The 21,479-nt window shown below is 60.7% G+C and carries 20 protein-coding genes; 10 read left to right on the top strand and 10 right to left on the bottom strand.

Going from position 1 to position 21,479, the window contains the following annotated elements; translation table 11 throughout:
* The first annotated feature begins 31 nt into the window (after positions 1-31).
* Together P4U43_RS06430 and xylB are read left to right on the top strand one after the other, a co-directional pair.
* Complete coding sequence (locus P4U43_RS06430) at positions 32-658, top strand: KpsF/GutQ family sugar-phosphate isomerase (protein WP_277357979.1); 627 nt, start codon at positions 32-34, stop codon at positions 656-658.
* Between the two features lie 28 nt (positions 659-686).
* Positions 687-2,153, top strand: a complete 1,467-nt coding sequence (gene xylB, locus P4U43_RS06425; protein WP_277357978.1) for a xylulokinase — start codon at positions 687-689, stop codon at positions 2,151-2,153.
* Between the two features lie 141 nt (positions 2,154-2,294).
* Here xylB and P4U43_RS06420 read toward each other — a convergent pair whose 3' ends face one another.
* Positions 2,295-2,438 (bottom strand): hypothetical protein, encoded by a 144-nt coding sequence (locus P4U43_RS06420; RefSeq protein ID WP_277357977.1) that lies wholly within the window; start codon positions 2,436-2,438, stop codon positions 2,295-2,297.
* A gap of 1,023 nt (positions 2,439-3,461) precedes the next feature.
* On the opposite strand from P4U43_RS06420, the gene P4U43_RS06415 reads away from it, so the two are divergent.
* Complete coding sequence (locus tag P4U43_RS06415; protein WP_277357976.1) at positions 3,462-3,854, top strand: hypothetical protein; 393 nt, start codon at positions 3,462-3,464, stop codon at positions 3,852-3,854.
* 3 nt (positions 3,855-3,857) lie between these two features.
* Entirely contained in the window at positions 3,858-4,559 is a 702-nt protein-coding gene (locus P4U43_RS06410; RefSeq protein ID WP_277357975.1) for an RES domain-containing protein, read from the top strand.
* A 578-nt stretch (positions 4,560-5,137) separates the two neighbouring features.
* Here P4U43_RS06410 and P4U43_RS06405 read toward each other — a convergent pair.
* Both P4U43_RS06405 and P4U43_RS06400 read right to left on the bottom strand, forming a co-directional pair.
* Positions 5,138-5,548, bottom strand: a complete 411-nt coding sequence (locus tag P4U43_RS06405) for a hypothetical protein (protein ID WP_277357974.1) — start codon at positions 5,546-5,548, stop codon at positions 5,138-5,140.
* 590 nt (positions 5,549-6,138) lie between these two features.
* Positions 6,139-6,360, bottom strand: coding sequence for a hypothetical protein (locus P4U43_RS06400; RefSeq protein WP_277357973.1), 222 nt, complete (start codon positions 6,358-6,360; stop codon positions 6,139-6,141).
* A 555-nt stretch (positions 6,361-6,915) separates the two neighbouring features.
* Here P4U43_RS06400 and P4U43_RS06395 point away from each other — a divergent pair.
* Complete coding sequence (locus P4U43_RS06395; RefSeq protein ID WP_277357972.1) at positions 6,916-9,726, top strand: DUF4365 domain-containing protein; 2,811 nt, start codon at positions 6,916-6,918, stop codon at positions 9,724-9,726.
* A 294-nt stretch (positions 9,727-10,020) separates the two neighbouring features.
* Here P4U43_RS06395 and P4U43_RS06390 read toward each other — a convergent pair whose 3' ends face one another.
* From P4U43_RS06390 to mobC, 3 genes are read right to left on the bottom strand one after another with little or no spacing between them, the layout of a single operon-like run.
* Complete coding sequence (locus P4U43_RS06390; RefSeq protein WP_277357971.1) at positions 10,021-10,788, bottom strand: hypothetical protein; 768 nt, start codon at positions 10,786-10,788, stop codon at positions 10,021-10,023.
* 2 nt (positions 10,789-10,790) lie between these two features.
* Positions 10,791-12,332, bottom strand: coding sequence for a relaxase/mobilization nuclease domain-containing protein (locus P4U43_RS06385; protein WP_277357970.1), 1,542 nt, complete (start codon positions 12,330-12,332; stop codon positions 10,791-10,793).
* On the bottom strand, positions 12,329-12,748 hold the full coding sequence (gene mobC, locus P4U43_RS06380; protein WP_277357969.1) for a plasmid mobilization relaxosome protein MobC: 420 nt from the start codon (positions 12,746-12,748) through the stop codon (positions 12,329-12,331). The genes P4U43_RS06385 and mobC overlap by 4 nt, the downstream gene beginning before the upstream one ends.
* 446 nt (positions 12,749-13,194) lie before the next feature.
* On the opposite strand from mobC, the gene P4U43_RS06375 reads away from it, so the two are divergent.
* The 5 genes from P4U43_RS06375 to P4U43_RS06355 all read left to right on the top strand — a co-directional run bounded on the left by P4U43_RS06375 (position 13,195) and on the right by P4U43_RS06355 (position 17,181).
* Complete coding sequence (locus tag P4U43_RS06375) at positions 13,195-13,407, top strand: helix-turn-helix transcriptional regulator (RefSeq protein ID WP_277357968.1); 213 nt, start codon at positions 13,195-13,197, stop codon at positions 13,405-13,407.
* Between the two features lie 35 nt (positions 13,408-13,442).
* On the top strand, positions 13,443-13,754 hold the full coding sequence (locus P4U43_RS06370; protein ID WP_277357967.1) for a hypothetical protein: 312 nt from the start codon (positions 13,443-13,445) through the stop codon (positions 13,752-13,754).
* Positions 13,755-14,535: 781 nt separating this feature from the next.
* Positions 14,536-15,246, top strand: a complete 711-nt coding sequence (locus P4U43_RS06365) for a hypothetical protein (RefSeq protein WP_277357966.1) — start codon at positions 14,536-14,538, stop codon at positions 15,244-15,246.
* Positions 15,247-15,451: 205 nt separating this feature from the next.
* A complete protein-coding gene (locus tag P4U43_RS06360) occupies positions 15,452-16,378 on the top strand; it encodes a phosphotransferase family protein (protein ID WP_277357965.1) in 927 nt (308 codons plus the stop codon).
* Positions 16,379-16,560: 182 nt separating this feature from the next.
* Positions 16,561-17,181, top strand: coding sequence for a recombinase family protein (locus P4U43_RS06355; protein WP_277357964.1), 621 nt, complete (start codon positions 16,561-16,563; stop codon positions 17,179-17,181).
* 144 nt (positions 17,182-17,325) lie between these two features.
* Here the strand turns inward: P4U43_RS06355 and P4U43_RS06350 are convergent, their stop codons facing one another.
* The 4 genes from P4U43_RS06350 to P4U43_RS06335 form a co-directional block, all read right to left on the bottom strand.
* Positions 17,326-18,507 carry an NAD(P)/FAD-dependent oxidoreductase gene (locus P4U43_RS06350; protein WP_277357963.1) on the bottom strand — a complete coding sequence of 394 codons (1,182 nt, stop codon included), beginning with the start codon at positions 18,505-18,507 and terminating at the stop codon, positions 17,326-17,328.
* A gap of 81 nt (positions 18,508-18,588) precedes the next feature.
* A complete protein-coding gene (locus P4U43_RS06345; RefSeq protein WP_277357962.1) occupies positions 18,589-19,638 on the bottom strand; it encodes a Gfo/Idh/MocA family protein in 1,050 nt (349 codons plus the stop codon).
* Entirely contained in the window at positions 19,635-20,531 is an 897-nt protein-coding gene (locus P4U43_RS06340) for a carbohydrate ABC transporter permease (RefSeq protein WP_277357961.1), read from the bottom strand. The genes P4U43_RS06345 and P4U43_RS06340 overlap by 4 nt, the downstream gene beginning before the upstream one ends.
* Complete coding sequence (locus P4U43_RS06335; protein WP_277357960.1) at positions 20,531-21,418, bottom strand: carbohydrate ABC transporter permease; 888 nt, start codon at positions 21,416-21,418, stop codon at positions 20,531-20,533. Before P4U43_RS06335 ends, P4U43_RS06340 begins: the two co-directional genes overlap by 1 nt.
* Between the last annotated feature and the right edge of the window lie 61 nt (positions 21,419-21,479).

Genomic DNA, 21,479 nt, shown 5'->3' with positions numbered 1-21,479 from the left:
CTCATCCGACTCAACAGAAAAGGGGACCCTCATGGTAAGCAACAGTGCTCACGCCCTCGACATCGCCCGCGAACTCATTCAGCTCGAAGCAGACGCAGTCCGCTCCGTCAGTAAACAGCTCGACACGAGCTTCCTCGAAAGTGTCGACCTCGCACTCGCCAGCACCGGCAAGATCTTCACCGTCGGCTCCGGCACTTCCGGCATGATCGCCCGCCGACTCGCGCACTTGCTCTCCGTCTGCGGCAGCTCCTCGGTGTTCCTGCACCCGATGGACGCGCTGCACGGCAGCTCAGGAGCGCTCGAGGCCGGCGATCTCCTCATCGCGATCTCCAAGGGCGGCGAATCCGCAGAGATCAACCAGCTGCTCACCCTCGCCCGCTCGCGTGGCGTGAAGATCGTCGCCCTCACAGCCAAGCCGGAATCCGCCATCGCAGCCCTCGCCGACGTCACCGTCAAGCTGACCACCTCGGAAGGAGCGGACCCGGGCGGGGTCATCGCGATGGGCAGCACGCTCGTCACCGCCGTCTGGGGCGACGCCCTCGCCTACGTACTCATGCACTACAACGGATACAGCTGGAACGAAGTACTGGAGGCTCACCCCGCCGGCGCCGTCGGGCAGATCACCGCAGAGCCCGACAACGTCCGCAACCTCGTTTGACAGCGCGAACCACAACCCAAGGATCCCCATGCCTATCGCCGCCGGTGTCGACAGCTCGACCCAGTCCTGCACCATCGAAGTCCGTGACGCCGACAGCGGACTGCTACTCGGCTCGGGCCGCGCCGCGCACCCGCCAACGACACCCCCGCGCAGCGAGCAGGATCCAGAAGGATGGTGGACAGCCTTTGTTCACGCTCTGACCGCGGCCGCAACGGATGCCGGCGTCCGCGTCTCCGAAATCGACGCGATCAGCATCGCCGGCCAATGCCACGGAATGGTGCTCCTCAACTCCGCCGGGGAAGCATTGCGCCCCGCGAAACTCTGGAACGACACCGAGTCGACACCGCAAGCACGCGACATGGTCGCCGCGCTTGGGAAAGAGGGGTGGGCGCGCGCGGTGGGTTCGGTGCCGACAGCGGCATTCACCATTACGAAACTCGCCTGGGTCGCAGCTCACGAGCCCGAACTCATCAACGATATCGCCCGTGTCCTGTTGCCCCACGACTACCTCACGTTCCGTCTCACAGGACGGGCAGTCACCGACCGGTCCGAGGCGTCAGGCACCGCGTACTACGCCGCGCACGAGAACCGGTGGCGCACCGACCTGCTCGACCGCTTCGTGTCCGCGGACGTCGACTGGTCCACCGCGCTTCCTGATGTCCTCGGCCCGTCTGAACCAGCAGGAACAGCCTCTACTGCGGCAGCCCGTGAGGCCGGACTCCGCGCCGACGTGATCGTCGCACCCGGTGCCGGCGACACCCACGCCGGCGCACTCGGCATGGGGATGCGACTCGGCGACGTCGGCTACAGCCTCGGCACCTCCGGCGTCGTCTTCGCCACCTCACCCCATACGATCTGCGACGAAACAGGCTGGGTGAACGGCGTATCCGACGCCACCGGCATCTACCTCCCCGTCGTGTGCACCCTGAATGCCACCAAAGTCACCGACACCGTCGCCCGACTCATGGGTGTGGACCTAGGCACGCTCGGCGAACTCGCCCTCGACGCGATGCGTGACGCGGAACGACCCGTGCTCGCCGCCTACTTGGACGGTGAACGCTCCCCGGACCGGCCTAACGCGACCGGAATCCTGCAGGGACTGACGACGACGACCACGCGGGAACAATTCGCGCTGAGCGCATTCGAGGGCGTGCTGCTCGGACTGTACCGCGGCCAGGAAGCCATCGAACGACTCGGCGTCCCCACCGACGGCGACATCGTCCTGATGGGCGGCGGCGCCCGAGGTGCCGCTTACCGACAGGTGCTCGCGGACCTGACCGGCAGACCCGTCATCACGAAAGACGCTCCGGAAGCTGTCGCAGCCGGTGCCTGCACCCAAGCGGCCGCAGTTCTTGACGGCACGGAGGTGACCGTCATCCGCGACCGATGGACGCCACGCATCTCCTCCACCACCGTCCCTCGCGAAACGGTCCGCGTGAATGCGCGATACGGTCTCGTCGCAGACTGGTCCGGGGCAGACCCGCGCGCTCTGTAACAGCTCATATCGGGAGCACTCACCGCGGCCTCCGTCGCTGGTCTCGTTCCGGCTTGCCCGCCGACGGTAATCACCAGTTCCATCGGGCTCGCAGCGACGCTGAGCGCGGAGCGGAACTGATTCAACCCAGGAGTCGTGCACCTAATCTGGTAGCTGTATCCGAGCGAGTCCGCGACGATTCTCGGCGGGGATCTCGAGCACGAGGGCGCGCATGGCGGAGTTGCGGGCCGCGCGGAGGTCGATGCCGGCCTCGCGCAGTCGCATCATCAGCGCGTTTTGGTTCACTCCCTGACCGGGTCGGCCGCCGGGAAACAGGCATTGGTTCGCGGTGGAGGGATATGATCTGGTGCGACAGCGCGTTGAGGTAGTGGCGGATGACTTGGTCGAAGGGTGCCGGGTCCGTGAGGGTGTCGTTGGTGAACGAGACCGTGACGACTGAGTCAGTGGCCTGCAGCTGCTGTTTCTTGTGACAGCCTTATCCCACTTATTGGGCTTGCCCATGCCAGACGCATTCATGGCCTCTACCCAAAGGTCGACGTACCGCCGTATTCGCATGCAATGCAAAGATGTCCTTTACTACTGGCACCCCTACGTATCAAGTTGGAGCGTGATCTGATCTCCTTCAGGTGTTGGGTAAGGAGTTCCGCGAAAGGAGCATTGCCCGTCCTGGTACGCCCGGCCCTTGGTCCGGCGCTAACGGTGCCGCCTCGTATAGAGAACCGACGTAACAACTCCAGCAGCCAAAGCAACTATTACCCATAGGAATCCGATCGTCGGCAGTCCTAAGATGCTGCGCTCCGTGATCACGCAGTCCCCGGAGGCAGGACATTGGCCCCACTTGCCCACAGGAAGAAGCAGCACGACAGTGAAGGCGGCTGCCGCCAGGGTCCAGAACAGCCTTCGGACTTGGAAGCGTTTGGAGTGCGCAGTCTTCGACGTTCTATTGACACTCATAGTCACCCCCTGACTGCACTTCAACTGTTCTTCGGTGGTGTCACCATATCTGTGACAGCTCAGCGTCACGATCACGATTTGGATAAGTTGATTTCACACCATGCCCCGTTGGCGCGAGCCACCGCGCCGTTTCTGCGGGTTCGTTCAGTAATGGAAAAATCCGTCGAATGCCGCGCCAGAAGCGCTCATCAGAGGCGTGGCCCACAACTCCGCGGGAGAGGGCACCGGCGATTCATCTGATGAGATACGCAGAGGATAAGTTGACATAACGATGGTTATCGGCGCTTTATCGCATGTGATCCACGGTGGGATTCATGTGTTGATAGGGCATGCTTTTCATGCGATCATGAAGACATGACAGCAGTTGCAGGAGCACGCGGAGGACTGAAGGCACATCAGGATTCAATCCGGCTTTCGGATGCGGAATTGGTGCGCGATCTGCGTGATGTTCTCGGCTCGAAGCTGGTCGCCTATATCGGCTCGGTGAAGGAAACCCGGGCCGTCCGCCAGTGGGCCGACGGTGAAAGAAGGCCCTCGGCCGAGGTGATGACACGGTTGCGTCATGCCTACCATGTGGCCGCGCTACTGGCCGAGCGGGACTCCCGCGTGGTGGTCCAGGCGTGGTTCCAGGGCATGAATCCGCAACTGGACGACGTGCCGCCGGCGCGGCTGCTGCGCGAAGGCCAGGTCGAGGACGCAGCGCAGGCGATCCTCGCCGCCGCACGCGCCTTCACAGCAGCAGGCTAACCGGTGAGTTCTGAACTGCTGACATCAGCGGCAGACGCCCGCGTCTGGCGGATTGGTTTCCGTCCTGACCCGTGGGCATGGAGCGGCTGGGAATGGGCAACCAACGGCAGGTTCCCAGGCCGCTGGGATGACCTACATGGAAACTTCCGCACCATCTACGCTGGATCGAGCCTCCAAGCATGTCTACTCGAAGTCTTGGCCGGGTTCCGCCTCGACGCCCGACTCGCCGCGGAACTGGACGAAATCGTTGAAGACGATGAAGACGCAGTGCTGCATCCCACCGTGGCTCCTGGGAAAGTTCCCCGGGAGTGGCTTGATGCCCGCGCCGCAACCTCGGCCGCTCTGGCAGGTAGCTACTGTGTCGTGACCGACTCCAAGTCCATCGCCATTCTGTATCCGCACTTCATCGGAATGGCTCTCAACCTCGGCCTGCCAGACCTTGACGCCGCAGCCTTGAAAGACGCCCGACCACGCCAACTTACACAGGCCATCGCCGCCTGGATCTACGAGAAAACGGACCTCGACGGCGTTACGTTCGCCTCCCGTCACGGCGACGACCTCCAGCTGTGGGCCATTTTCGAACGACCGGACGAGGGATTTGTCAGCCCGAAGCTTCGTCACAGCAGGCCAGAGGAACTCCACCACGACAGCGACGCAATCAAGCAAGCCTTCGCAATGCTCGGCCTAACCTGGAAAAACGGATAGACCACTCCCCTGCCGTCGACGGGCATAGCCTGACAGAATCTCAATTCTCGGCACAATAAACCCCCAGTCAAGAGGGTTTTACGCATGCACAAACCGATCCTTCAACGCACCCTTTCTCGGGCGGTGAGGAACGGGCCGAGGCGTCTTAGGTCTATCCATAATCCGGGCATTTGATTGCGTTGCTGGCCGCGCCGTAGCTCACGACGTTCTATGGTTCGCCGCGGTATTTCCGTTCGTTACTGAAGAAGAACAATCCAAGGAACCCAAGACAGATTATTGCGAGGACGAGTACCAGCCAGTCCGCTTTGGTCACTCCGATATAGATTCCTAGGCCGAGGAAGCCAATGATGGGGAGACACCAGGTGAAGGCCAAAAACCGAGTACGTTCCCGATAGGTCCAGACCTGCCCCCTCTTTGGAAACATCAATCCTCCATGTCCGAAAAAATCACGCCGATACGGTGTCGAATAGAACGAAGCCTATAGGGAGAGTTCTCGAACTAGAAGGCCTGCCCGGGCCCTGTTCCTCGGGGACAGACGTTCATCCTCCATCCTTCACCGAGCAGGCGGCTGGGGCTGGTTAGCGGACCGGGAAGTCACCCTCGTAGTCGTTCCACGTACCCGCCAGCTGTTGCATGGCGAACAGCTGGTCGTTCACAGAAGCATCCTTACCGGCGAAGTCCATGACGAAGTAGTTCACGCTGAAGCTATCGGCAAGGGTCGAGTTGTACTCTGTTGCCGCTGCATGCGTTCGGAAACGGTAGTAGTTCGCTTCAGCTGTGCTGTACGCCTCGACGCAGCCGATCTCTGCACCGCACGCCGAGTCGGTGATCTCCGTGACCTCCGTGGTCACATCTCTCCCGGTGTACTCGGCTTCCATCAGGTCCTCGAGCGTGAGAGTGAGCTGAGGATGCAGCAGGAGGTAGATCATTCCTGCTACGAACATTAGTGGCACGCCTACCAGGACAGCGATCAGCCATTTCTTCCCCATACCGCACTAGTATGCAGGAGCTGGCATCCCTAACCGGACGTGTTTGGCCGCCCGCAGACCATCGGCACATAAGACGTGCTGTCGTTTTATCTCGGTATCTGAAAATAGGCGGCATGAGGAACAGGACGAAGGTTGCATTCAGAAAGACCGTCGTCCGGCGAGGCGATTGAACAGTCCGACTCTGCAACCATAGGCTTCGGTGGATGTACCCCCCACCTGCAGGATCAGTTCTGACGGCCGAGCAACGTCAGGAACTTGACGACACTTTCCTCTCGTCCGACCCCTTCGGATACTTCAGTGCTCGGATCGAGATGATGTTGCGGTGGGCGGAGTCCGGGGTCGACTGTGATGAGCATGTCGGGGTTGCAGCCGATGCTGAGCAGGACGCGACGGAGACCCGTGGGCGGTTTAGGCGCCTCCTTGGTCGGCCGGTTGGCTTTGTACCCGCAACCTCGAAGAGGTCGATCGCGACACAGGTCGCCACAGACGCCTATGCCCTTCGGCATCATGCGGCTGAATCTCTTGTGCGGCTGGCGGCGGTGCTTTCGTCAGGTATGGAAGTTGCTGAATCGTGCGTCTGGGAGAGGATATCAGCTGGACCGAATCAACTCGATCAGCTTGTGGACCAACTGCAGGCGTCCCTCTGCTCGACGGAGGCCCCAGCCCAGTTCGCTCGTCTGATCCTGCGTGGGCAAGACTTGCAGGGCGGGATAACCGAGGAACTTGCTTCGGCGTCCAATGTGTTGGCCGACTGGCTCCAATTCGCTATCGAACTGCTCGTGGGACATGAACTTCAGCTCAACGCTGCTCACAACAAGATCAAACACGGTCTTTCGGTTCGCGCTCGTGATGACCTTAAAGTTTCGTTCGCCACTACGCCACCCAGTGCAGATGGGACGATACCAGTCGGTGCACTAACGGGCCCGAACGTCGTAGACATCTTTGACCGTCCCGTTATCGAGGTTCTCGCGCAGGCCCCCAAAGTGGACGGACATCGGCAAGGACTAGAACTGACGCAGTTGAGGGTGGATGTGCCTGCCGTTCTCGCCGAGGCATACATGATCGCGTGGGTTCATGGGGCAATGTTTCATGTCGCGGCAACGAGACACTTCGAAGGACGGGCAAACCTTCCCAGCCATGTTCAAGCGCCCGCTCATCCCGGGTATCCGGTGGGTGGCCCGCATCCTGAACATGTTTCGGGCAAAGCGCCGGTGGGGATGAGGTTTCCTCTCACTACTCCTCCTGGGGGTGGGCCGCCGCGGCGCTCAATGGGAATCGCGTTTCGGGACGCGTTCATTCCGCTTGTATTCACTGGCCCCGCGATGCGCAATATTCGCGTTGTTGCGGACGAAGCAAGGGAGGCATAGGTGCGGGCTCCAAAGAACGAAGCTACGGGAACCTCAGGTGAGTCTGAGGTTTTGGCGCAGTTCGAGCGCTTGGGCTGGGGTGGGGTGATTGATAGCCGGCACGACACAGGCACCGATCTGTATCTACGGCCGCGAGATGCCCGCCGGTACGAACTCGGTGCCGTGATGGGCGCCCAAGTCAAGACCGGGTCATCCTACTTCGACTCCCCGAAGAGGAATGCTGACGGCACAATCACCGGATGGTGGTTCACCGAAGCCGACCGTGAGCACTTCGACTACTGGCTGCGCCACGCCCTGCCACACGTAGTGATCCTGCGCGACCAAGACAGAAACCTCTCGCACTGGGTTCACATCACTCCGGAGCGAGTTATTCCGACCGGCAAAGGCGCCAAGATTCTGGTGCCAGCCTCCCAGAGCGTTGACGCCGACCACAATGAGGCACTTTCCGATGTTGCGCTGACACAGCTGCCAAGCCCGACCTGGGATGGCACTGCGTGGACCGGCGCAGTGCATCTTGTGCAAGCAGAGGAGATTCGGCATGCCCTCATCACCCCCCGACTTATCGCACCGCATCCAAACCTGGCACCGGATTCGATCACTGGGCTCGAAGCCCTTGCGATGCAAGTGCTTCTTCGGGATGAGCTTGAACGAATCCTGAATCCGGTAACCCTTACCGCAGTAGTAGGGGAGAGTGACGCCGAGCAGAAGGGGCTGTCACTCGACAATGCACGTGAGGCTGATGACTGGTGCTGGCGTGCAACTGCCGCTCTTCATCTCTGGCACTACCAAGGGGAATCTGCTGACCTGTTTCGGCTTGTTGATCAAACTTCAACATCTGCCCAACGCGCCGCAGCGTTCGTGCTTTGCTGCGTCTATCACTTCGACAAGAACGACCCCGATACGGCACTCCAAACACTGCAGGACGCCCTGGAACATGACGACTACTCCTCCGTGGATCACGCATGGCTTGAAGCTCAACGGGCGCGGGCACTGCTGGAGGTTGGACGACAAGAAGAGGCTTTCGACCTCGCGATGAAGACCCAGCGAATTCACCGGGAGGTACCGTCAGATGTCACAGCCGCGGCCATCGCAGGCGCTTGCGCGATGACGTCGTTCAGGGCCGCGGGTTGGATGCAGGGTGACATAGCAAACATCATCCAGCGCAGTGACAACCCTGCGTCGTGGTGGAAAACCCAGGTGATGTCCTATGGGTTGATCGCTCATCTGTCGGAGGGGTTCCGGAGCTGGAGTGAGGATGCGTCAATTCGGATCGGAGGCTCGGATACTGCCCATAAACACCTGCTTTCCGCTGCATTGCTGGCCTCGAGCGCTGGCGATCATGATGGGTGGCGTGGCGCTACGGGTGCTCTCGCAGAGCACTTTCTTATCGCTGCCATCCCCACGGACGATCCCGACAAGGTTGCCGGCCAGCTGACTCTTCTCCGCCTATCCGGTGACAGCAAAAGCACAGGGCGCGCCACTCGACACATCGTGCGCAAGGGCCCAATCATGGCAGCTAGAATCGCGACGAGCGACGTGAACTTATCTCATTCGACTCGAACAACCGCCGCGGCAGATATCGAACTCCTAACGGCTGGCGGCGACGTTCTCGAACCGGCACATGCCGACGAAATCTGCACATGGGCGCTGGCGATGCTCCAGGACCCCAAGAGCTACCTGGAACGTACCCGGCCTACCTTCAAGGTGCTTTACAAGATCGTCGACCTACTGAAGTCCATGGTCTGGACGTTAGGCGAGGACGCGCTTCACAACGTGATCGATTACTTCCTCGACCAGCCACCGATCACCGATCACGGTACTGCACAGACACTCGCCCCGCTGATCCATGCGATCCCCGTATCCGCATGGCGTGAAGATGACCGTCAGCGCGCGGCAACCCGGGCTGACCGAGACGCCGCCTACCTACGCGAGGCTTTTTTGAAGGTCGCTGCCCCTGCAGTCGTCGAGAGTCGTGAGCAAGTTCTTAAACGAGCTCGGGCCGGAGAGTTGGTAATCTTCGAAGCGATCGACGACGTACGAACGTTGCCCTCCGACGCAGTCGATGCCCTCACCGACCGACTGTCCAACGTTATCGAGAGTCTTATCGATGATGCCGCAAAGGGGGCGTACAGTATCGGTGGTCTTGACCCTGGTCATGCACTAGCTTTGCTCGCTATCTGGCACCCTTCTAGTGCGCGGTGGGATCGCATCAAGGCTTTATTAGCAAATCCCGGCGTTCGACCTCAACAACAATCTGGCGTCCTGAAAGTACTCGCCATCCACGGGGAAACGCTCGCTGACCCAGTTAAGACACAGCTTTTCGAGGCCGTGTCAGCTCTTCGGAACCGGGAGCCAGTCCGAACCTTCTTCGATGGCGATGAAGACATCCGAGGTCTCGCCACCGAAGCATTCGCTGCTCTCGTGAACGAGACCTCCCGCGAACCCTTGATAAGGGACCTCCTTGGCGGCAGTGCGGTGCACCGTACCGCAAGTGCACGGATCATTGAACGCTTCGGGGATAAGGCGGAGTTCGAACTTCTTCTCGCCCTAGCGGGTGACGCAAACGAAACCGTACGCAATGTGGCGCTCAGAGGGCTGAGCAAGAGGGCCAATACAGCATTTGTATCTCAGGGAGTCGTGACGATCCTGTCGGAAGTCCTAGAGTCGGGCGGAAGGCGGAGTGCAGCCGCGGTCGTTTCAGGGCTCCGCAAGCCTTCGGACTCTCCAGCTGTTTCTCAACTGCTGGCGATCGCCGCGCAGCACCCATCAGCACAAATTCGTAAAGCTGCGCGAGAGGGCACGACCGACTGAAAGTTCCATATGCGCCATTGGTACTCCGCCGTAAACGGTGGCAATGATGCTTGATCCCTTCAAGACTCTGCGTGCATCTTCGGGGTCGTAGCGCTGCAAATTGCTGTTTGGTCCATTCCCGCAAGCCGGTCGCTCAGAGCCCGTAAGCCGAACCCTGAACGTGATCGAGCGTGTTCGACTCGGTTCCAACACCATTCACGAATCGTTACGCACGTTTCACCTGCGCGATGAAGTGCACGATGAAGGTGCGACGCGCGCTCGTAGTTAGTCGAGCAGGACCTGGGGTGGGTCCCTCTAGCCCAAACCAACCTCTCGGTCCCTTGCGGAGCCTCGGTTGGTGAACTTCTTTCCCGTTATGAGCTTGTGTCCGCCTCGAACGCTTTCGCGAGGGTGGGTGCCCTGGTCTCGGTCTGCGGTGAGAACGGCGGTGACGGCTTCCTTACCTTCCTCGGTGTGCCCGAATGTGTCCATGAGTCGGTCTTCGAGCTGTGTGCGACGGTCACCGGAGTCCCAAAGCTCGTCAGCTGCTGCGGCAGCGTTCTCCGTGTCGGTGTCGTTCTGCAGGTCTCCCGCAGCGACCGTTGCAGCCTGCTGTTCGGCTTCGGCAGAGTCTTGCTGGGCTTCCTGCTCCTCGGCTGCTTTCTCCCGGGTTCCATCGATGCCGGCCCCTGGTGAGGCTGCGTTCCCGTCGAGGAACTGTTCCGGGGTGAGGTCGTACCGGTCCCTGATCTCATCGTGCATGTGCTCGCGGGACAACCGCGCCATGTCATCGAAGGGTTCCCACTGCTGCGCGAGCGCGTAGTGGGTGGCGATGTCCTGGGGCTGCGCGGATTCCCAAAACTGCGGCCGATGCACCGCGGCTAGCTGCGTCCGCATCACAGCGCGTTCGGCTTCGAACCGTTCTTCGAGCTGCCGGCGTTCCTCGTTGGCTGCACGTTGCAGTTCTTGTAGGCGCTCTGCCCGCTGACGAGCGAGCATTTCCCCAAGCCTTCCAGCTACAGCTAGCGCGGCCTGCGCTTGCCCCCGCAGCAGATCATTGGCTCCATCTGGTGTGTGCTCCACGACTATCTCCCCATCCCTTGATCGTGTGTGGCGTGTTGTTCGATTTGGCGTTGTCGTGCCGCGTACCTATCAACCTCGGTCAGGGCTTTCACCTGCCGGTTTGGTCCGTCATGTGCAGGCTGCAGCTTCGGCTCGGGAACGTCCGGCAACGGTCCTGCCACAGCGGCCAACTGGTTCCGGATCGTTTCTGTCAGGACGTTGGCTTCCCGGAGTTCTTTTCCGGCTTCGTGCATGGCGCGGATTGCGCCGAAGGTGCGGAGCATCTGCTGCATGATCAGCGCCTGAGCGACCGGTGACGGTGCGCTCGTGGCGGCAAGAAGGAAGGCCGTGGTGCCGCCCATCCGCAACGGCGGATCCACGGGTGTGGTGATCTTCATGCCGCTTCGGTGAGCGGATCGGGCCATCGCCCGCGCGGCCTCAGCTAGGGGCCCGGGGGAAGGTTCAGTCGCCCGAGACCAGGCACCGAGCAGGCCTGAGGTCTCCCGTGCCACATGCGCCCACGTCTGGTGATCCTCTGGAGCGACCTTCGTCATCGCCCGGCGAGCCTCTGCCAGCTGCACAGCGAATTTCCTAGCCAGGTCCTCGTCAAACGCCCGACCTGCCGCAGACGTCACCGGGGATCCCTGTTTCATGTCCGGGGCGTCCGGGTTCGCAATCCTGTGATGACGCTTCGCGGCCCACCATTCCTCGGCCGCTTTCTGCGCCTGCTGCGGCGTATCCGACCAGGTGGTCCGTAGTGCAGGAAGGGTGAGGTCCTTGGCGAGCTTCCCTCCCCCAAACCAGATCGGGCGCATGCCCTTCGGGGGCCGTTCAGCCACCGAGTAACCCGTGACAACGCTTAACCCGCCGTCCGCGAAACGGGCGCTAACCAGCAAACCGCTGCGCCGAAGTCGCCGCACGAACTCCGCCTCATGCTGTGAGGCGACCGCGCTTGAACGGACAAGACGTTCCATCCGGAATCGTGCCGGCTCCTGCTCGCGTCCGGCCCTCTGCTCGGCTGGTTTGTAACCGCGCTCGGCGTACTGCCCCAGCTCCATCAAGCCGTACTTCTTTTCAATGCCACGGGCAGCCCGTTGTGCCTTCGGATAGTCGGCTCCGTCGTGCCACTTGGTGCCATCGGAGCGGACACGGGAAGCCACGATATGTATGTGGTCATTCCCGGCGATACTCGTTCCGTGGTGAACTGCGACCCACTGCACGGGCGCCTTGCCGCTCGTCTCCGTGAATCCCATATCGTCCATGAAGTCATGGGCGATGTCGGCCCACTGCTGCTCGGTCACGGGCCGCTCATCGGCACGCAGCGAAAGCGAGCAGTGCCAAACATGGTTGGTGACGTCCATGTCGAACGTCCGCCGGTTCAGGTCCAGTTCCTTTGCGACCATGACAGCGGCGCTCTCGTCCAGCTGCACATCATCGAACCAAGCCATGATCGTAGGACTACCGGTCACCAGGTGCGGATCGGTGTGTTCATTCCGCTTCCCAGGACCAACCAGATATTTCATCAGCCCGACCGGACGGTCACCCTTAGTGATGTTCGGAATCATGGCTTCAATTCCTCAATGACGTCGACAATCTTCGCCATCACCTCACGGGCTTCCTTCACCACTGCGCGACCATTCGATGCCATCTCCCCCGTCGTGTTCTGATGACGCGCCACTTGGTTGATGTTGTTAGCAGCAGTAGCAATCAGGTAACGGATTTCGAGAAGTGTCACCAGTTCCTGCTTGCGCAGCTGCAAGGAAGCCGGGTCTCCAGTGCCTAAGGCAGCATCGACCAGAATCGCCGACGGCGAGAGGCCGGTTTGGGCCTCAAGTTGCAGCAGCTTGGCACGCTCGAACTCCGACATGGAGACACGCACGTACTGGGTTTTACCTTCAATGCGCTTGCGCCGGGAAGACCAGACACGACGCGATGGCTTCTCAGCAGCATCCGTCTCCCGGCTTTCATCTTCTCCAGCCACGTCCGTTCTCCTTTCCGGCCCAGCGCAGCGCCCCTTCCCAGGAGGCCCCGCACCCTTAGTGTGTCATGGCCGTCGCCGGGGGCGCTAGGCCGAATCCGCGTTTATGGCACATAAACGCATAGCTTGCTCCGTGGGTGCTCCGTCATACGCTCACCCGAGAGTCCCCCCGAGGTGTGGGGTTTTCATACTTCTGAGGAGGCGCTGCGCGCCCGCATGACAGTACGGCTGCGCCGTTCCGTTTCGGCTGGTGAAGGTACTGTCCGCCCTTCTCTTGGCAAGTCTCCGCCGGCGGCTTTCGCGGCATATCCTCACTCGCTTCGCTCCTTCCGGTATTCCACGGTCCCCCGACTCCAACCTGCCAATTCACTTCGCGGCCAAGTTAATGACGGCGTTGCCGAAAGGAACGGTGGCAAAGAGAGAAAGCGAGGCGAACGATGCGTGGACTGGTGACACCACGGCAAGTGGCACAGAAGTACGGAGTCAGCATGGTGGAGCTGGCGTCATGGCGACGACGGGAGATCGGTCCGCCGTTCTACACCTTCGGACGCAAAGTAGTCCGGTACGACATGAGCGATGTCGACGACTGGTTCCACGATCCGCGCAACGCGCGCCTACACCACTGCCCCGTGGATGAAGGAACGCACTTATGTCCGTCGTGAAGGATGGCCAAGATCGCGATAGATAGGGTTGAAGCATGGCAAGCATCGACATTGAGCAAACACAGCAGCAAGCACGCGCACTCCTAGACTCCCGCATCGATTCCATCACCGCCCTGGTCAAAGCAAGGCAGCGCGTAGCCGACCTCAGGCATCAACTCGCGGAAGCCGAGAAGGATGACAAGCGAGCATATGTCAGAGCGGCAAAGGACGGATGGAGTGCAGAGGAACTCAAAAAGCTCGGACTCGAGAATGCAGCCGCCGGCCGTCGCCGCGTGTCCAGCCGAAGAGCATCAGAACTAGCTCACTCAGAAACGGACAGCCGCCCGTCTGGCAGCTCACAGAGTTGATATCGGGCGCACCTTCGCTCCCGCGAATACTGTGACTGAAAATGACAGCTGAACTGCCGTCAGGCGATCACTGGGCGCTGGCACTGTCCATGGTGGATCCTCGACCACTGCCCATTCCTCGCGGGAGCATCCCTCTTGACCCTGGGATATACATCTGGTTCCGCCACGGGGCTCCAATCTATGTGGGCGAAGCCCTCGGAGCACAGGGACTGCGCGGGCGGCTGAGAGCACACCTATCGAAGGGCTTGGACTTGAGCCGCAGCACGCTAAGGGCAAGCATCGCCGTCCAGTTACTAGGCATCGAACGAGCAGTTGCTCGCACGCGCCCGACCGTCATGCAGGCCGATCAGGTAGCGGTAGTGAACCAGTGGCTCGCGACATGTTAGCTCGGATGGATCTCATGCACCAGCTCAAAGGAAGCCGATGAGTGGGAGATAAAGCTACGGAACGAGTGGCTCCCACCGCTCAACTTGGTGTGAACCTGCTGCTGGTGTCCAACGGTTTTCAATGGCGATAGATCAGCCGCCGGTGTACATCCGCTTCGGGGTACCGACTTGTTCGGTGTCGTTAGCCGCGGCTCACGCGGCTGATGCATCGCTTCAGGTGACTGAGTGGTCTACCCAGTCACGCAGGAGGTTCGCTTCAGCAGACGGCTTATCGATGGTTGCTAATGCCTGAACTGAAACCACCGGTCGTAGTCGGCAAACTATCGAACTCAAGGCCTCAATGTAGGCTTTCAGAACCCACGCTCGTGAGTCCTGCCGAATGGGGAGGAATGTAAATGTCAGATAGACACGAACTCGAGCCTGCCGATTCCACGAATCGGATACGCGGAACAAATGCCAACATCTCTTTGCCTGCAGAGGTCCTTGGCCTCTTGGTGGGCACCATCAGCCCAACCGCTGGAGCTGGTATTGCCTTGGCCGGACGTTTAGTACATGGAATGGGTAACAGGCTGCAACAGCACGAAGATGAGATGTTTAGCCACCTGAGCGAGGGAGTTGAGTCGAGCAGCCACCGCCATCCAGAAGCGGTATATCAGGAGCTGATGGAGAAACCGGAACATCTCTTGCAATTGGCTAAAGCCGTCGATGCAGCTAGGAAGAGTGCATCAGCGGAAAAGGCCAGAAGCTTGGGAAACATCCTGGGTGAGCTGGCATCAGATGACTCCATGATCGACGACGCTTCAGTATGGATTGATATCTTCGGGAGAATCGACCGGATCCATGTGCGCATTCTCCAAGAGATGGCTGCCCTGAATGGAAGCACTGAACCGGTCACGCTTGAAGCGCTGGCGAATCGCACTGGCATCGGCAACGCGCTCATCCCACCAATTCATACACTTCTGCAACTTGGCCTGTGCCGCCCAAGCAATATCATCGACGGCGGGACTGCAGACGGGTTGTTCGAGGTCGATGCCATCAAAGGCGACCGGTACTTCCTAGGACCATTAGCTGATGAATTGTTCGAACGGTTGCGGAATGCCAGCTGAGCCGGGGCGACCCTGTCGAACAAGTCTCTGGGTAGAATCCGACCTTCCAATCACCGATGTGTTGCAACTGATGGGCTTCGAGGCACAGAGGATTCGAGACACTGAATCGGGCTAAGGCGCTTTCGGTAAGTGGTCCTGGCGGTGATCGAGAGCGTGCATCGCGGAAAGGTTCGTGTATCTATGAACTAGCCAGCTCCTAGAATGAGTGCGTGAACCTTTCACATCTCGGCGCGCCGATCGGGCCGATGATCCGCGTCCACGGCGGGTACGCCAACGGTTGTACCGGCTCGACACCGACCAGGGGTCCTTCGCGGTGAAGGAGTTGAACCTCGTCGACCGCCGCTGGACCTATCCCGTCGAGGACGTGTTCAGATTTGAGCGGGCGGCCTTCGCTGCCGGCATTCCGATGCCAGAGCCAATCTCGGCCAGCCACGACACGCTCGTTCACCGATGGGTCGAAGGCGAGAAGGTGCCCGAAGCGCCGGTGTCGTCGGCCTACGCCTTTGAGATCGGTGAGATCCTCGGGCGCATCCACGCGCTCGACGCCCCATGGACCCATGTGTCGACTGAGGATCCGACGTCGCCTGACTGGCCCGAGCTCGCCGCGCGGGCGGCAGCGACCGCACAGCCGTGGGCCGACGAGCTCGCATCTCACGTCGAGACGTTCCTCGCGATTGCCGACTTCGTCGACACGTGCGAACGGCCAGGCCCCGTCGTGCTGACCCACAGGGACATCCAACCGTGGAATCTGCTCGCTCGAAAGGGTCGGCCGGTGGTGCTCGACTGGGAGCTTTCGGGGATGCTCGACCTGTCTAGTGAGCTCGGCTCGACCGCGCTGAGCCTTGCGAAGGGACCTGACTTCGACGACATCAAACCCGCCATTTTCCGCTCGGTACTCAACGGTTATGTCGCGGGCGGCGGAGTGCTGCCGCCGTCAGGTCCAAGCTGGTTCGTGTTCATGATCGGCGGCTGGCTTGGGCACACGAGGTGGAACATCCTCCGGTGCCTCGCCGGTGTCGAGGCGAGCACAGGCCCTGACCTCGCCCTGTCGCACGAGTCCGTGCGAAACGGAGTGCGCGGCCTTCCCGACATGTTCTGCCGACTTCCGGAGCTCGAGGCTTTGCTCGGGTGATAGCGGCCTAGGTACGTCTCACAACTCTAGGGTTGCAACACACTAGGGCGAGACACCACCACTCCCCCGCACTCACTGCTTCTGCTTTGTCTTGCTACCATGTCTTCCAAGCGAACCGCTAAAAAGGGACTGCGAAGTAGCTTACGAGACAGTTTTAGGACAGATCAACGTTGAGGAGGACCATGGGCAAGCTCATCGGGTATGCGCGGGTATCAACTCGCGCCCAGGACGCCGACCGGCAGGTCACCGACCTACTCGCTGCAGGCGTCCGTCGCGATGACCTATACGTTGATCACGGCGTCAGCGGCGCCCACGCTCGACGCCCGCAATTCGACAAATCCCTCAACGCACTGCATGAAGGCGACACCCTGATCATCACGACCCTCGATCGCCTCGGCCGCTCCACCTCCAACATGCTCGCCCTGGCCGATGAACTCCGGGCACAGAAGGTGAACCTGCGCGTCCTGAACCTCGGCGGCGGGAACGTCGACACCGGCACCCCCATGGGATCCATGGTTTTCACCGTCATGGCCGCCCTCGCGCAGATGGAACTCGAGATCAAACGCGAACGCGTCAACGACTCCAACACCAAACGCCGCATCGCCGGCCTCGACCTCGGCGGCCGCCGCCCAATCTTCAGCGACAGCCAAATCGCCAACGCCCGCCAACTCATCGAACAAGGCCAACCCGCATCCCACGTCGCCCGCGACCTCGGCATGTCCAGAGCCACCCTGTACCGGCGAATCGCCAACCTCGACGCACAGCAATGGATTACCACGCTTCCCGGGCCCACGAACGATTGAAGACGGGGCCGACCGACGTAGGGCGCTGCCTGCACTGCCGGCGCCAGTGGACGTTCGGACAATAGCTGGCGAGCAGGGCGCAGTCCCGACCACAGCCCAGTCTGGGGAAGTGGTGAGCAGCGTTTCCACCACTTCCCCAGCTTGCTAGTTTTGGAGCACCGGTGCCCAGGCGCCGGTGCTCACGGTTTCCTCAGTGGCGGTGCCAGTGTCGAAGCGGTCGAGGCGGAAGGGCTTCAACACCGGAGACGGGGTACCGATAAGGATCTCCTCGGCGAGGAGCTCACCGATGATAAGCCCGAGCGTTGCACCCGAGTGAGTGAACACCGTGTACAGTCCCGAGATTGAAGGCACCGGGCCCACCACCGGTTCACCGTCACCCGGAATGGGTTTCAGGCCTGCTCCCACTCGATGCGCGGTCAGTTTGGGGTTTCCAGCTAGCACCTTCGATGCCTCGTCGAGCAAGCCCTGCACCGATCCATCGGGGACCGTGAAGGATCCATCGTCCCCGACAATCACCGACTGCTCTGCCCAGTCGGCATCGAGTACGAGCCGGCCGTCGGGCGTGGGCCGCACCGCGACGCGCGGGGTGTTGAGCACGGTTTTTACATTTATATCGATCGGATCGGTGAACAGCACGAAGGCGGCAGGAGTAGCATCCGGAACCGTTACGCCAAGGGCAGCGAGCTGAGCTGGAACTTCACCGCCGGTGGCCAGCACTACTCGATCGGCAGCCACGTGCGTCCCGTCGCCGAGTATCACGCCGACGGCCGCGCCGTTCTGCACGTCAACCCGCACATCACCGGCATGCTCCATGATGTTCGCGCCATTAGCCACCGCCTCAGTCACTAAAGCCGGGATGAAGTCCGGCATATTGACCCAGCCTTCGCCGGGGTTGTAGATGGCGCCTTCTTCAGCCACCGCATCCACGTTTACATCGGGCGCTACCTGTGGCACGTCGGCACGGTCGATCCAGACGGAGTCGTAACCGTTTGATCGTTCGAAGGCGAAGGTCTCGCGGAAGGTTTTATCGGGGCTCGCCCATTTCATTGCACCGTCGAATCGGATGTAGCCGCGGCTCTCGGGGTGGTGCGCGCTCCAAGTGCGGTAGCGGTCGATGGCGAGCATCCGCAGGTTGTGGTAACCGGCTGAGCGGGCACCCGATGAGTTCAGCCACGCGATCGAGCGGCTCGAAGCCCCATTTGCGAGCGACCCAGCTGTTACTAAGGTCACCTGCGCGCCGCCCCGTGCGAGATGCATGGAGGTCGCCGCGCCGAGGATGCCGCCACCAATGACGACGACGTGATTGGCTGGAGCTGTGGAGGACATGGTTCTCCCTTTCTGGGTGTGTTTGCGACGATGATTTCCGCAGGGCGGCGATGGTACTGGCCTGCACGACTTGGTTCGGCTCTAGCCGGCCGCGCGATGAACTTCCTCGATGATGTGAAGCACCTGCACTGCGTCCTTCGGATCGGCTGGAAGAGGGGTGCCGTCGGCAAGGTGGTTGCTCAGTAGCTTGTAGAACTGGGGGTAGTCGCCACGCTGTGCTGGAATCAGCTGCGGGGCGGCCCCTGAGCTGAGCGATCCCCATGCCGATTCCGCCTCTATCCCGTAGTCAGCATCATTGGGATTCTTTCCTGCATCCAGCGCTGGTTCCTGTCCGTCCAGTCCCCACTTCAGGTAGGTGCCGCGGGAACCGAAGATGTGGAATCGGGGACCGGGCAGAGCAGCCAAGCCGCTCATGGTCAAGCGGGAGCGAGTGCCGTTCGTGTGTTGCAGGATTACAAAGGCATCTTCATCGGCATCAGTAGAGGCGTCGGTATAGCGGGTGGTTTGTCCGTACACCTCCTGGACCGGTCCGAATAGTTGGAGGGCTTGATCGATCAGGTGGCTGCCGAGGTCATACAGGATTCCGCCCGCCATATCGAGGGTCGCGGCGCCCTTCCAGCTTCGGAAACCGTCCGGTTGCCACCATTCGAATCGTGACTCGAAGGTGGCGATGGACCCGAGTACTTGCTGCCGGACAAGGTCTTGGACAGTGAGGAAGTCTGCGTCCCAGCGGCGGTTCTGGAAGACCGTGAGGCTGACTCCGGCGCTCTCAGCCTTTTGTATGAGTTCTTCGCCCTGTGCTGCTGTAGGGACGAAGGGTTTATCAACGACTACGTGTAGACCATGGTCGATAGCGGCATTCGCCAGTTCGTAGTGGTTTGCCGGCGGTGTACCGATGATGACGAGGTCGATTTCATCTGCATGCTTGAAGACGTCCTCGGGGTCCTTGAGTATGGTCGCCTTTGGATGGAGTTCTCGAGCCTGTCGGGACCGTTCCTCGTTGCTCGTGGTGATGAAGCGAAGGCTGTAATCAGGATTGGCGGCCAGGAGTGGCGAGTGAAAGACCCGCCCCGAAACGCCGAATCCCAACACTGCGGTCCGGATTGTTCGTCCAGTTGCGTGGCCACTCATTTGCCCATCCCTTCCGACAGTCCGCGAATGAAGTAGCGCTGCCCAATCGCGAAGGCGATGATCATGGGAAGACTTGCAATGCCTAGGCCGGCGAAGAGCACTGACCAGTCGGTTTGAAGCGTGCTCCTGAAGTCGAGCAGCCCGACGGGCAGGGTCTTTAGGTCCGTGTCATTGAGGAAGACCAGCGCAAAGGGGAACTCGTTCCAGGCGAAGAGTACGTATACGAGGCCGGCGCTGGCTAGCACTGGCTTACACAGGGGGATGATGACCCTCAGGAAGATCTGGAGGGAATTCGCGCCGTCGATCCGCGCGGCTTCCACCACCTCGTCCGAGAGCGTCAGCATGTATGCACGGATCAAAAAGATGGTGAAGGGTAGCCGGTAGGCGACGTAGACAATGATCAGTCCGGCATGCGTGTTGTATAGGCCTACCGTTTGTAGCAGCTGGAATAGGGGAACGAGGATCATTGTCGGTGAGACCATCAGTCCGCCGAGAATCAGGAACGTGACCGTCTTTGAGAATGGGAGGTTGAGCTTGGTTAGCGCGTACGCCGCGGCAGCGCCGAGCAGTAGCGTGATTGCCAGCGAGATGACGGTGATGATGACGCTGTTGGCGAAGTAGGCGACGACGCCCTGGTTCCAGGCTTTGACGTAGTTCTCGAAGGAGAGGGTATTGGGCAGTGCCCACGGGTCTGCGAAGATTTCGGCGCTGGTCTTGAAGGCTGACGAGAACATCCAGAAGAGCGGGTAGAGGACGCCAATGCTCATGACGACAAGCAGGATGCGTACCAGGTAACGAGCGACGATGCTCAGGTAGTCGGGACGGCGCTTTGCCTGCGCGGCACCCCGGGGTCGGGTGTTTGGCGTTGTTGGCTTCATGGTTACGGAGCTCATTAGAGGCTGACCCTCTTCCTGCTTGTGTAGCCCAGCTGGACTGCGCCGATGATCAGCGTGATGAAGAGGACGATGGTGGCGATCGCGGAGGCGTACCCCATGTCATCGTTCACGAACGCGTTCTGGTAGATCATGGTGCCCAGAACCTGGGTGGCGTTATTGGGACCACCATTGGTCATCGCGACGATCTCGTTGAAGACGAGGAAGGCGTTGCTGACGGTGACGATTGACATGACGGCCACCATCTCCCTGGTCAGCGGAATCGTTACGTTGAGGAACTGCCGCACCGGACCGGCTCCGTCGAGAGCCGCGGCCTCATAGAACTCGCTCGGGATACGCTGGATGGCCACCAGAAGTAGGGCTGCCACATATCCGGTCCACTGCCACTGACTCATCGCGATGATTGCCCAGATAGCGGTTTCCGGTTCACCCAGCCACACCCGTGCGAGCCCCTCCATACCGAGCCCACGCAGGGCCTCGTTGAGGAATCCGACTTCCGGGTGGTAGATGAAAGAGAAAAGCACACCCGTCACCGTGATCGAGATGGTGGCCGGCAGAAAGTACACGCTGCGGAAGAAGGCCTGGAGCTTGCCCTTCACGAACCTGTCCAGCAGTGCTGCCAGAATCAGGCCGAGCCCTACCTGAAAAATGAGGGAGACGGCCGCGTAGGCCACGTTATTGCGGATTGCGATCCAGAAGACCGCGTCGCTGAAAGCTTTGGTGTAGTTTTCCAATCCCACGAACTGTTGTTCCGGGGAAAAGACGCTCCACTGCAGAAAGCTCAGGCGCAGGTTCTGCGCCAGGGGGTAGTACAGGAGAGCCAGAATCGCCAGAATTGCCGGGGCTGCCCAGAGGATTGCGCTGAGGCGGAGTCTTCTTGTCATCATGGTGTGCACGAGTCCTTTCACTCGGGTGCGCCACCGAAGCGGCGCCGCCATTGGATCGCCG

It is taken from the genome of Arthrobacter vasquezii (assembly GCF_029455255.1).
GTDB classification, from domain to species: domain Bacteria; phylum Actinomycetota; class Actinomycetes; order Actinomycetales; family Micrococcaceae; genus Arthrobacter_D; species Arthrobacter_D parietis.
This window is presented reverse-complemented; position numbering and strand designations above follow the sequence as displayed.

Coding starts and splice junctions, on each gene's coding strand:
- P4U43_RS06430 (WP_277357979.1), top strand. CDS start 32: ATGGTAAGCAACAGTGCTCACGCCCTCGACATCGCCCGCGAACTCATT.
- xylB (WP_277357978.1), top strand. CDS start 687: ATGCCTATCGCCGCCGGTGTCGACAGCTCGACCCAGTCCTGCACCATC.
- P4U43_RS06415 (WP_277357976.1), top strand. CDS start 3,462: ATGACAGCAGTTGCAGGAGCACGCGGAGGACTGAAGGCACATCAGGAT.
- P4U43_RS06405 (WP_277357974.1), bottom strand. CDS start 5,548: ATGGGGAAGAAATGGCTGATCGCTGTCCTGGTAGGCGTGCCACTAATG.
- P4U43_RS06385 (WP_277357970.1), bottom strand. CDS start 12,332: ATGATTCCGAACATCACTAAGGGTGACCGTCCGGTCGGGCTGATGAAA.
- P4U43_RS06370 (WP_277357967.1), top strand. CDS start 13,443: ATGGCAAGCATCGACATTGAGCAAACACAGCAGCAAGCACGCGCACTC.
- P4U43_RS06365 (WP_277357966.1), top strand. CDS start 14,536: ATGTCAGATAGACACGAACTCGAGCCTGCCGATTCCACGAATCGGATA.
- P4U43_RS06355 (WP_277357964.1), top strand. CDS start 16,561: ATGGGCAAGCTCATCGGGTATGCGCGGGTATCAACTCGCGCCCAGGAC.
- P4U43_RS06350 (WP_277357963.1), bottom strand. CDS start 18,507: ATGTCCTCCACAGCTCCAGCCAATCACGTCGTCGTCATTGGTGGCGGC.
- P4U43_RS06345 (WP_277357962.1), bottom strand. CDS start 19,638: ATGAGTGGCCACGCAACTGGACGAACAATCCGGACCGCAGTGTTGGGA.
- P4U43_RS06340 (WP_277357961.1), bottom strand. CDS start 20,531: ATGAGCTCCGTAACCATGAAGCCAACAACGCCAAACACCCGACCCCGG.
- P4U43_RS06335 (WP_277357960.1), bottom strand. CDS start 21,418: ATGATGACAAGAAGACTCCGCCTCAGCGCAATCCTCTGGGCAGCCCCG.